12 protein-coding genes and 1 pseudogene are annotated in these 11775 nt (G+C 46.5%); 10 read left to right on the top strand and 3 right to left on the bottom strand.

What is annotated here, in order from left to right:
• Window positions 1-36 precede the first annotated feature (36 nt).
• Window positions 37-2298: a DNA helicase PcrA gene (gene pcrA, locus QM657_RS14960; RefSeq protein ID WP_415067504.1), complete on the bottom strand. Its 2262-nt coding sequence runs from the start codon at window positions 2296-2298 to the stop codon at window positions 37-39.
• 35 nt (window positions 2299-2333) lie between these two features.
• Entirely contained in the window at window positions 2334-3194 is an 861-nt protein-coding gene (locus QM657_RS14965; RefSeq protein WP_415067515.1) for a patatin-like phospholipase family protein, read from the bottom strand.
• Window positions 3195-3425: 231 nt separating this feature from the next.
• Here QM657_RS14965 and QM657_RS14970 point away from each other — a divergent pair, with 231 nt between their 5' ends.
• The 5 genes from QM657_RS14970 (at window position 3426) to QM657_RS14990 (ending at window position 6463) form a co-directional block, all read left to right on the top strand.
• The gene (locus QM657_RS14970; RefSeq protein WP_415067505.1) at window positions 3426-4097 is read left to right on the top strand and encodes a response regulator transcription factor; all 672 of its coding nucleotides are present in this window, start codon (window positions 3426-3428) and stop codon (window positions 4095-4097) included.
• Window positions 4094-5164: an ATP-binding protein gene (locus QM657_RS14975; protein ID WP_415067506.1), complete on the top strand. Its 1071-nt coding sequence runs from the start codon at window positions 4094-4096 to the stop codon at window positions 5162-5164. The genes QM657_RS14970 and QM657_RS14975 overlap by 4 nt, the downstream gene beginning before the upstream one ends.
• Before the next feature lie 148 nt (window positions 5165-5312).
• On the top strand, window positions 5313-5687 hold the full coding sequence (locus QM657_RS14980) for a hypothetical protein (RefSeq protein WP_415067507.1): 375 nt from the start codon (window positions 5313-5315) through the stop codon (window positions 5685-5687).
• A 15-nt stretch (window positions 5688-5702) separates the two neighbouring features.
• Window positions 5703-5924, top strand: coding sequence for a hypothetical protein (locus tag QM657_RS14985; protein WP_415067508.1), 222 nt, complete (start codon window positions 5703-5705; stop codon window positions 5922-5924).
• A 2-nt stretch (window positions 5925-5926) separates the two neighbouring features.
• On the top strand, window positions 5927-6463 hold the full coding sequence (locus tag QM657_RS14990; protein ID WP_415067509.1) for a hypothetical protein: 537 nt from the start codon (window positions 5927-5929) through the stop codon (window positions 6461-6463).
• A gap of 244 nt (window positions 6464-6707) precedes the next feature.
• Here the strand turns inward: QM657_RS14990 and QM657_RS14995 are convergent, their stop codons facing one another.
• Window positions 6708-7070 carry a heavy-metal-associated domain-containing protein gene (locus tag QM657_RS14995; RefSeq protein WP_415067510.1) on the bottom strand — a complete coding sequence of 121 codons (363 nt, stop codon included), beginning with the start codon at window positions 7068-7070 and terminating at the stop codon, window positions 6708-6710.
• A 230-nt stretch (window positions 7071-7300) separates the two neighbouring features.
• Between QM657_RS14995 and QM657_RS15000 the strand changes: the two genes are divergently transcribed.
• From QM657_RS15000 to QM657_RS15020, 5 genes and pseudogenes are all read left to right on the top strand, one after another.
• On the top strand, window positions 7301-8446 hold the full coding sequence (locus QM657_RS15000; protein ID WP_415067511.1) for an SLC13 family permease: 1146 nt from the start codon (window positions 7301-7303) through the stop codon (window positions 8444-8446).
• Window positions 8447-8725: 279 nt separating this feature from the next.
• The gene (locus tag QM657_RS15005) at window positions 8726-9151 is read left to right on the top strand and encodes a DUF4489 domain-containing protein (RefSeq protein WP_415067512.1); all 426 of its coding nucleotides are present in this window, start codon (window positions 8726-8728) and stop codon (window positions 9149-9151) included.
• Between the two features lie 111 nt (window positions 9152-9262).
• Entirely contained in the window at window positions 9263-9844 is a 582-nt protein-coding gene (locus QM657_RS15010) for a DUF4489 domain-containing protein (RefSeq protein ID WP_415067513.1), read from the top strand.
• 21 nt (window positions 9845-9865) lie between these two features.
• Complete coding sequence (locus tag QM657_RS15015) at window positions 9866-10600, top strand: hypothetical protein (protein WP_415067514.1); 735 nt, start codon at window positions 9866-9868, stop codon at window positions 10598-10600.
• A gap of 262 nt (window positions 10601-10862) precedes the next feature.
• Window positions 10863-11775: pseudogene (locus QM657_RS15020) on the top strand (collagen-like protein); the annotation flags it as partial.

The following is an 11775-nucleotide window of genomic DNA, read 5'->3' on the forward strand; positions in this document are numbered from 1 at the left end:
TTATAAATTTTGTAAAAATCGTATTACAGCTCTTTCTTACACCAGTTTCAGCTTTGCAAAGGAAGCGAACATCTTTTTCACTCCGGCCTGATCAAACTGCACTGTCACCTCAAAATCCCTTCCGCCGTCCTTGATCTCCATGACCTGACCTTCTCCGAATTTCATGTGTCTGACCCGGTCCCCCTCTTTATAATCGAGAGAGCCGGCCTTTTCCACTGTAAAAGCCTTTCCAAAGGCAGGCTGGGCGGAACTTCCATGATCCGGTCCAAAGCGGTTGACTCCAAGAGGCCGTCCCCCACTTTTCCCGCCCCCCCAGGGCAAAGCGCTGTCGTCAAAATCCGAAGCGCTCCGGGTGGAGAAAAGTCTGGACTCCAGTTTGGAAGAATCCAGAAGGTGTGCCGGGATTTCTTCGATAAAGCGGCTTACTTTTGAATACCTGGTTTCCCCATTGACCATGCGCTGTCTCGCCCCTGTCATCATCAAAAACTGCTGGGCTCTCGTAATTCCAACGTAGCAGAGACGCCGCTCTTCTTCCACATCTTCCTTATCATCCGAAGATATGGACATCATGCTTGGGAACAGTCCATCTTCCATCCCGCTTAAATACACCCGCGGGAATTCCAGCCCCTTGGCACTATGTAAAGTCATAAGAGTCACCCTGTTTTCCGACGAGTCCATGCGGTCCACATCAGCCACCAGAGCCACTTCTTCTAAAAATTCATTGAGGTCGGGATGCTCATGCTCTCCCTCAAAGCTGACCGCTTTATTGACCAATTCCTCAATATTTTCCAGACGGGTCTGATATTCGATTTCCCCTTCTGCCTCCAGCTCCTTTAAATATCCCGTTTCATCCAAAACATCTTCAATCAGATCATGGATGGAATACGCCTCTTCTTCCAGCCTTCCCCGAAAGTCCTCGATCTGAGCCGTAAAGCCCAGAATCTTGTCCGCAGCCTTCCCCAGCCCCGGCACAGCCTTTGCCCGGCAAAAGGCATCGTAAACGGAAAAATCGTGTTCCGATGCAAATGCCTGCACTTTTCCCAAACTGGTGGCTCCAATGCCCCGCTTTGGCACATTGACGATTCTCAAAGCCGACAGATCATCCCTTCCATTGGCAATGGTCTTTAAGTAAGCCAGCACGTCCTTGATTTCCTTTCTCTGATAGAAGTTTACACCTCCTACCATGCGGTAAGGAACGTTGTGCTGAAGGCACTTTTCTTCCAGCAGACGGGACTGGGCATTGGTCCGGTAAAGGATTGCATTGTCCTGATAATCAGAAGCGCTGTTTAAAATATCCCGTACAATGGCCTCCGCTTCCTCAGAGGCATTTTCAAACTGCTTAAACTGCACCAGAGGTCCTTCATCATTGGCAGTCCAAAGGGTCTTGTCCTTCCGGCCTCTGTTATGGCGTATCACCTCATTGGCAGCATTCAATATGCTCTGGCTGGAACGGTAATTCTGCTCCAGTTTGATCACCTTTGCACCGGGATAAGCTTTTTCAAAATTTAAAATATTTTCAATATTCGCCCCCCGGAACTTGTAGATGGACTGGTCATCATCTCCCACCACGCAGAGATTTTTATATTTTCCGGCCAGCAGGCTGATCAGCTCAAACTGAGCCGTATTAGTATCCTGGTACTCATCCACCATGATATATTTAAACCGTTCCTGATAGTAATCCAGTATCTCCGGATTCTGCTGAAATAACTGTACGGTTTTCATGATCAGATCATCAAAATCCAGAGCATTGTTCTTTCTCAACTGGCTCTGGTATTCCTTATAGATCGAAGCCGCTTTTTTCTGCCGGAAATCAGAGGAAGCATTTTTTTCAAACTCGTCGGCTGTTATCAGTTCATTTTTTGCCGTGGAAATAAGCCCCAGCATGGCCCGGTCCTTAAAAAGCTTGGGATCAATGTCCAAGTTCTTTAAAACAAGGCGCATCAGGGTTCTCTGATCGTCAGAATCATAGATGGTAAAATTGGTCGTATATCCAAGGCTTTCAATATGCCGCCGCAGAATGCGGACACAGGAGGAATGAAAGGTGGAAACCCATATGCTGTCGGCACCAAAGCCAACCAGACGGTCCACACGCTCCCTCATTTCTCCCGCCGCCTTATTGGTAAAGGTGATTGCCAGAATATTCCATGGGTTGATCCCCTTTTCTTCTATCAGATAAGCAATGCGGTGGGTCAGAACCCTGGTCTTTCCCGACCCGGCCCCTGCCAGCACAAGAAGCGGGCCTTCGGTTTGAAGTACCGCTTCCTTCTGCATTGGATTCAATGTATCATAAATGCTCATAAACTATACCGTTTTTCCTTCCTGCAAGGCATCCCTTACTCTGAAATTCCCAGATAATGCTTCAATTTTGCCAGATTCTCCTCTGCCAGACGTTTCCCGTCCTCATAAAGAGCTTCCAGCTTCCGCTTATCCTGTTCCGTCCTCTGTACCGTCACATGCTTATCCGGGCGGATCACATAAATCCTTCCGTCCTCTTCCAGCTTGTCAATTTCATCCTGCATCCGGTTATACCGGTCCGGAACCTCTTTCAAGGCTTTTAAAAACTCAGGAAGAGGCGCAAAATAACGCTCATACCCTCTTTTTGTCCATTTATCCAAGGGCGGCTTCCGGTATCCCTTTTCCCTGGTCAGAATCAAAATGATTTTCTCATATCCTAAATCAATGGCCCTCTGGTAGGCAATGGGCATGGAACAGCCGCCGTCCAAATACTTCTTTCCGTTGACATTGACCATCCCGGAAAGGATGGGAATGCTGCTGGAAGCCTTGACCACGCTGATGAAATCATCACTGGAGCTTTTTTCAAAATACTCCGGTTTTCCCGTCTTACAACGGGTGGCAACCACCTCAAACTTCTGAGGAGATTTCCAAAAACTATCATAATCAAAGGGGACCAGGGTTTCACTGAGCTCCCCGAAGAGAAAATCAAAATTAAAGATGGAACGGTTTCTCACCATGTTCCGAAAGCTTAAAAACCGTTTGTCTCTGACATAATCCAAATCCACTTTTATGGTACGCCCGATCTGGCCGCTTACATAGCTCATTCCTGCCATGGAGCCGGCTGACACACCATTTACGTAAGACAGGCTGATTCCTTTTTCCATAAATACGTCCAGAACTCCGGCGGTAAATACTCCTCTTAAAGAGCCGCCTTCTAAAACCAATGCACCTTCTGTCATTTTTTTCACCTCGCCTTCTATTTTATTGCATTTCACCGGTCCGGTCAATCCCTTTTCCGCCGGCCGTCTGAGCCTGAGATTTTATAATCGTTTGTAATCTTCTTTTATCAGCAGTATAATTTTAATAGAGGTATTGCAAAAGAGCCGTTAAAAGGGGCAAAGAAACTTTAACAATTCTCAAACAACATCATGATATAATCATTTAATTTTCTTTATACCGGAGGTTTCATAATGATAAATATATTAGTAGTAGAAGACGATTTAAAACTGAATCAAATCGTATGCGCTTATCTTTCTGACAACGGATATGCTGCAAAAGGCTGTCTTAATCCCAATGAGGCATATAATTTCATGTACGGCAGCTTATATGACCTGATTATTTCCGATATTATGATGCCGGAGATCGATGGCTTTGAATTTGCTAAAACCGTGCGCTCTCTGAATAAAACGATCCCCATCCTGTTTATGACGGCACGTGATGATATTGCCTCCAAACAAAAGGGCTTTCGCGCCGGGATTGATGACTACATGGTTAAGCCGGTTAATTTGGACGAACTCGTATTGCGGGTTGCTGCACTCCTGCGCCGTGCAAACATCATGGACGAAAAAAAGCTGACTGTCGGCAGCCTCACTTTAGATGCCGATGCAGTTACAGCAAGCATTTATGACGAAGAAATCCCGGTAACTGTCCGTGAGTTCAATATCCTGTTCAAGCTGCTGTCCTATCCCAAAAAGACGTTTTCCCGTGCGCAGCTCATGGACGAGTTCTGGGGAGTCGACAGTGATACCAGCCTGCGTGCCGTCGATGTTTATATTACCAAGTTGAGGGATAAGTTTTCGGTTTGTGAGGATTTTCAGATTGTTACGGTTCACGGGCTTGGATATAAGGCGGTGCTCAAATGAAGAAAGTGAAAGAACGTCCGGATGAACGCATTAAATCCATACATTTTTCCTTAAAAGCCTATCTGATAACCTATTTTGTTCTGCTCGTCCTTTCAGCCGGTCAATGGCTGATTTATGCTGAATATATAGACTTTGGAACAATGCCCATGGAATATATTTTTGGCATGCTGGGCTATTGGGGGCTTGTGTCCGCTTCCTTTATCCTGATCACCCACAGACAGATACGCATCAAGTTTGACGCACCCATGCGGAAAATAAGCAAAGCAGCAAAAGAAGTGGCCGAAGGTGATTTTTCTGTATACTTGGAGCCGATTCACACTTCGGATCAATACGACTATGTAGATGTCATGTATACGGACTTTAACAAAATGGTTGAAGAGCTTGGAAGCATAGAAACCCTGACCAATGATTTTATTGCGAATGTTTCCCATGAAATCAAAACGCCCTTGTCCATCATTCAGAATTACGCCGCTGCCCTGCAAAATGACAGTCTGCCGGAGGAAGTGCGAAAAGACTATAGCAATACCATTATTACCGCTTCTCAGAAGCTGAATACTCTCGTTATAAACATCCTGCGCCTTAATAAGCTGGACAATCAGAATATCACCTTGCCGGAAGAGCCTTACGACGTATGCAAGCAATTATGTGACTGTGCCTTGCAGCTTGAAAATCTATGGGAAGAAAAAGACATTGATTTTACCGCTGATATTGAGGATAAGGCTATGATACGGGCAGACGCAGGCATGCTGGAAATTGTATGGCAGAACCTGCTTTCCAATGCCCTTAAATTCACGGAAACGGGAGGCAGGATTTCTTTGGTGCAAACCTCTGACCATGACACCATAACTGTTTCCGTTTCTGATACAGGCTGCGGCATGAGCAAAGATACCATGCGGCATATTTTCGACAAATTTTACCAGGGCGATACTTCCCATTCCAGCGAGGGCAACGGCCTGGGGCTCGCCCTCGCATACAGGGTGATTGAGAAATCAGGGGGACAGTTGAACGTTACCAGTGAACCAGGAAAAGGCAGTACATTCACGGTGACAATCCCTTTAAATTATTGACATCATATTCAGAAGAAACCGGCGTTCATTTCCTTTGGGAGTGACCGCCGGTTTTTCATTTTAATATTTTGCAAACAATATTTCATTATCTCGCAAACAACAGCGAGGTAAAGTATGGGTATCAAAACCAAATGAGGAGATGAAAGAAATGAAAAAAAGCAGCTTTATAGCAATGATTATGGGAACAATCGGCGGTATTTTAACTGCCATCGGCATGTGCATGAGCTTACTGCCTGAATGGAATGCATTTAAGCCAGGGGTGGTGATAGGGTGTGCCGGACTGGCTGTACTGCTTGCGGCAGTGACCACATGGCGCAGGATGGAACACAAATCCCCAATACGCTTAAACGGAAAAACAATTCTGGCCGGCATTCTCGGTGTGACAGGTGCACTCGTACTGGGTGTTGGCATGTGCCTTGCAATGGTGTGGGGAAAGATGGTCCTGGGTATCGTCGTTGGTATCGTCGGTATTATCGCGTTACTTTCACTTATTCCGCTTATCAAAGGAATTAAAACAGTTTAAACAGGAGGTGGTTTTATGAATAAAATAATGAGAACTCAAAAGAAAATCGAAAAAGCTGTGGTTGGCGGTTATAAAGCAATTGAAAACAGCGTGGTGTCCGGCTATCAGAAAATTGAAGATACCGTTGTAACGAAATATAAAAAAATCGAAAATGAATTTGTTGATGCTTTTTTGACGCCGGACGAGAGCGGCCCCGAAACCGGGACGCAAAGCAGCGATGACGATGAACAGGAGTGATTATGGTGAATGAAGCATTTATGGGCGATAACGCTTTTATCGGCTATGAATATAAAGATGTGACAGTTAAAGATGACATGGTTTCCGTATACACAGACGGATATACCAACTTTGGCTGGGTTTTGGAAGGGACTTCTCACCCTGTACAAAAGGTCGGTGCGGTTACCCTGAAATTAAAACGTGACCGCAAAATCCGCAATAAAGCGGAACTGACCCGCCTGCAGCGGCAGTTTGACGCTTGCGTAAATGAAATCATTGCGCTGGAAAATTCAAAGGTCATTGCCGCCGCCACGGTGGCTTATGTGACGGGCGTAATCGGCACTGCTTTCATGGCCGGTTCGGTATTTGCATATTTAGCAGATATGCTTCCTTTGATGGTCATTCTGGCAATTCCCGGCTTTGTCGGCTGGATCATCCCTTATTTATGCTATGTCCATATCAGCAAGAAAAAGGCGGAGAAAGTAACGCCTTTGATTGACGGAAAGTATGACGAGATTTACGAGATTTGTGAAAAAGCAAACGGTCTGCTTTCCAAATAAAGCTGCAAAAATACGAAAGGAGGAGTCACCATGAACCCTGCTGTTATCACTGTTGCCGCTATCGTGGCCGCTGCCGTTATCGGCGTTGTCACTTTTGTAAGACGGCGTAAGTAAACCAAAATTTGCGAAACACCAAAAGAGAGAAAGCCGGCATAACTTAATGTGCTATACCGGCTTTCTCATTAAATGTTTCCCATCTAACCGCAGCCCGTCAAAGCCGCGGTTCTATCTCTGCCCGTTTCATTTATTTTACGGCTCCCGGCATGTAGCCAGCCTTTCTTACGATCTCTTTCAGTTCGTCCTCAGACATCTGATTTTTCATGCGGACCACTGCCTGCCTTTTATCCAAATCCACCGAAGCATAGACTCCATCCTGGCTGTTAAAAGCGTTCTCCACTCTGTTTTGACATTTTCCGCAGGTCATTCCATCCACCTCTACGGTGCTTGAATAGGGGTAATGGGAAATATCTTTATCTGCTACCTTAACCTTCTTCTCTTCACCGCCGCCGCTGCCTCCGCAGCATCCGTATTTCGTCCTTTTTATGGTGCTTCTCACTCCGAAAAAACAAAGTACAGCTAAAATAATACAAATAATTGCAGTTGACATTTCTGTATCCTCCATTTCTGCTCATGCTTGATCAATTGGTTTTCTTCCGGTCAAATCATATTATAGTACAATATGGGTCAAATTTCCTGATTATTTTTATCAACAGCCGCTGAAATATCCGGAAAAACAGCTTCCGCTTTCTTATTGACATTTTATAAGAAATAAGCTACCTTTGTATTTGGATTTAGCCCCGGCTATTTCGTCACTCACACTCAGAAGGAGATTTACATATGATATACCGCTTTGCCCGTATGGGAACACTGCTTAAAGGGTGGATCAGAAAAGATGCCATTTTATCCGTTTCCACCATCTGCGCCCTGTTGTCCATGATCTTCGTTCCCCCATCAAGAGACTATATTGATTATATTGATTTCAAGGTTCTGGCCCTTTTGTTCTGCCTTATGGCAGTGGTTGCAGGCTTTCAGGAATGCGGCCTTTTTGTTTTTGCGGCGAGAAAGCTTCTTTCCGGAAACAACAACTTGCGCCTTCTTGCCTGGATGCTGATTATGCTGCCGTTTTTCAGTTCCATGGTGATCACCAATGACGTTTCTCTCATCACCTTTGTTCCCTTTGCCATTCTCATATTGAAAATGACGGGACAAAAAGAACACCTGGCTCAGATCGTGGTGCTTCAGACCATTGGGGCCAATTTAGGCAGCATGACAACTCCCATAGGCAATCCGCAGAACCTGTTTCTCTATGGAAAGTATGCTATTTCGGCGGGCAGCTTTTTCGCCCTGCTGCTGCCCCTCACCGGTTTAAGCTTTCTGCTTTTGACTCTGTCGGTTTTAGGGCTTCCCAAAAAGTCCATGGAAATTCATTTTGAAGAAACCGGAAATTCTCTGCCATCTTCCGGAAAGCTTCTGCTCTTTGCTTTTCTTTTTCTGTTATGCTTATTGTCCGTATTCCGGGTCCTTCCTTATGAAATCGTCCTGGGAGCCGTGATTTTAAGTCTTTTCATCTTTGACCGCCATCTGTTTTTGGCCGCCGATTACCTGCTTTTACTGACTTTTGTGGCATTTTTCATATTTGCAGGCAATATGGGGCAGATGGAAGGAATGAAGCGTATCCTTGGAAGCATGTTAAAGATAAACCCTGTCCTGTTTTCCGCTGCCGCCAGCCAGTTCATCAGCAATGTTCCGGCTGCCGTCCTTCTCTCCGGCTTTACGGAGAACTGGAAAGCCCTGCTTGTAGGAACCAATTTAGGAGGCTTAGGCACTCCCATCGCATCTCTGGCGAGCCTGATTTCTCTGAAATTCTATATGAAGGAAATGCCTTTTAATATGCGCTCTTATCTGACAACTTTTACTTTGCTCAATCTGATATTTTTTATTATTCTTTATTTCAGTTCTGCAGTTTCCATCACTTCCCTTTAAAAAAGGGAGGTGATTTTTTAATCCCCCCATCCCCTCCTGCCCTGCCGGTGTAATATTGAAACTGGGTTGTAGCACAATCTTTTCTCCTTAATATAATATAGTATACCAAGAAGGTATAATTAAACAACCTAACTTATTAAGCAAAATGGAGGTCACATCATGATGGATCAAGATATGAGAATGTGCGAATGCGATTGTGACGAGTGTCAGCAGGATTGCACATGCAACTGCAGCTGCACATGTGAGCGCAAAAAGAAATACCCCAAGCCAAACAGATCAATGTTAAAATGCGGAAGCCAGGGAGCCGTAACTCTCCCATTAGCTACTATTGCAGGCGCTGCCTTTACTTTATCTACTGTAACCGTAGATACCAGGGGCTTAAAGAACCCATGTATCAAGTTTGAATTCGCCAGTAACGTTGTAACCACCGCAGCAGTTATTTCTCTTAACTTCCAGGTGTTCAAACAGTGTAAAGGCCAGCTCACTCCTATTCCAGTAGGACCGATCTGGACATTTGCCCGCCTTGTAGCCGTTACGGACAGCAATAGCTTCTCCTTCTTCGTCTGCGATTGCGATATCTGTGACGAAGAGTGCTGCACCTACAGCGTAGTCGCTACGGTTGCCGGTGTTGCTACTGTTGGTGTTACTGCTATCAATAACGCTACTCTTTCTGCAATCGTTGTAGATAACACAGATTGCTATTAATTGGAGCCTTTGATACAAATAGCTGCATAAACTAACTTCTTTCATAGATAGGGTATTTGGTGATTTTACTGAATGCTCTATCTATGAGCTTTCATTTAAGGAGCTGTGGACATGAATCATTGCTTATTTGGTATGCCTTATCCCAGGAATGTCCCATATCGCAACACGTTCAACCGGACCCACCACCCTGTTCCGGCCAGACAGTTCGACCAAAAGCTGATGGTACAAAGTCTTCCTGAAAGCCTGGAGGTTGTTTCTGCTCCAAACAAGATGATGTTAAAGGGTTCTTCTTCCGGAGGTATTTTTCTGCCGGAAAATACAGATAAAAATGCGGTTTACACGGTAGCTTCCATCAACCTTGATACCTCTGAATATAAGAACTTTATCATGCATTTTAACTTTTCCTGCAGCGTTGCTGCAACCGGGGCAAGGCTGCATCTAAAATTCCAGTTATTTAAACAAGAAAAAAATCAGACCAATCCGTTTCCCGTTGGCTCTGGCTTCATCTTCACAAGAAATGAAGAAAGCACTGAAACCAACCCGTTTTCATTAACAGCCTGGGACTTAGACTCGATGACGTCTGAATGCTGCAACTACAGCATACGCATAGAAGTCATGGGATTTGACACGGTAGGCACTGTGATGATTACAAATCCCGTCCTTGCTGCATTTATTATAGAAAATGAACAGTGAAATAATATAAGGGGGAATCTCATGACAAGTCAAAAGAATATGGTATTTAAGGATTCTACTATGGTTATCGAAGGAAATACCGTCAGATGGGAAAATCACATGCTGAAGACCTCGACCATTTCTCAGGTATGGATGGGAAATGGGCAAAAGGAAAGCTTTCCGGTCCGTCTTTCGCTGCTCCTGCTCTTCATAGCCCTATCCGGCTCCAATCCCGTCAGTATCATTGGTATGCTGGCTGTTCTTGCTCTATACCTGGCATCCTGGTCTTACCGGAATGGAAAAAAGAAGAGTACTAAAGGCATTCATTTTGAGAGCTATTCCGGAAAGGTCTACACCTTTCTTTCAGAAAATGACGGATTTACCCTCCAGGCTTATGAACTGATCAGTGAAACCATCGCAGGGGGCAGAGGGGATGCAAATCTTCAGCTCAGCTTTGCAGGTGACGGAAAGGTCATCAGCGAAGAACCGCCAAAGGAAGTCAGAGAAGAAATACAGGTGCTCAATGTAGTGGCAAGAGGAGCAAACGAACAGGTGATCAAGGAACTGCAGAAATTATTTGTAAGCTTCACCCATAAAAATGAAGCGAACAAAGAAATTGCAGAACTCATTGAAGAAACGATCCGGCAGTTTAGCCTCAACGATCTTGCAGAGACAAAAAAATCCCTGAGCAAATTTATTGTTATGGGGCTGATCAACGATTGCAATGAACTGGGGCTTAATGCATTGATTGGCGCCATCAAGAGCAGCGTCTATTGATCATGGCGGATAGAGTACGCTGCGGGAGTGCAGCTTTTAAGGTACCATAAGGCTGCCCTGCTGATTGGAATCAGCGGAGCGGCTTTTTTATGCGAATATTTAAGCACCATCATGATTATTTACTTTCTAACAAACTTGATATAAACCACATATCATAAACTATAAAGGATTGCAAGAACCCTTTATATTATGATTTCCGCTCTACAGCTCACCACGCGGATAAGAAAATCACAATATTAAACCTTGACAGGAGGGAACTCTAATGAGTAATTGTAGAAATTGGGACGATAACCGCAACTGCGGTTGCTGCGGCCCAACAGGACCTCAGGGGCCTAGAGGCTGTCCCGGTCCCCAAGGGCCCAGAGGCTGCATAGGACCAACCGGACCTCAGGGACCAAGGGGATTCGCTGGACCAACAGGACCTCAGGGACCAAGAGGATTTTTGGGACCAACTGGACCTACCGGACCTCAGGGGCCTCAGGGACCTCAGGGGCCTGCTGGCGCTCAGGGACCTGTAGGACCCGCTGGACCTCAGGGCGTTCAGGGACCGACTGGACCTACCGGCGCAACTGGCGCTACCGGCGCTCAGGGACCAATTGGGCCAACCGGCGCAACTGGTGCTACCGGTGCTCAGGGACCAATTGGACCAACTGGCGCAACTGGTGCTACCGGCGCTCAGGGACCAACTGGGCCAGCCGGACCTAGCGGTGAAATTGGACCTCAGGGACCCGTTGGACCTACCGGACCAACTGGCGCAACTGGTGCTACCGGCGCTCAGGGACCGACTGGACCTACCGGCGCAACTGGTGCTACTGGCGCTACCGGCGCTCAGGGACCTGCCGGACCTCAGGGACCGACCGGACCTACTGGCGCAACCGGTGCTACTGGTGCTACCGGCGCTCAGGGACCGACCGGACCTACTGGCGCTACCGGTGCTACCGGCGCTCAGGGACCAACTGGACCTACTGGCGCTACCGGTGCTACCGGCGCTCAGGGACCTGCTGGACCTCAGGGACCAACCGGACCTACTGGCGCAACTGGCGCTCAGGGACCTGCCGGACCTCAGGGACCGACCGGACCTACTGGCGCAACTGGCGCTACCGGCGCTCAGGGACCTGCCGGACCTCAGGGACCAACCGGACCTACTGGCGCAACCGGTGCTACCGGCGCTCAGG

It is taken from the genome of Lacrimispora sp. (assembly GCF_047605665.1).
Lineage (GTDB): Bacteria > Bacillota > Clostridia > Lachnospirales > Lachnospiraceae > Lacrimispora.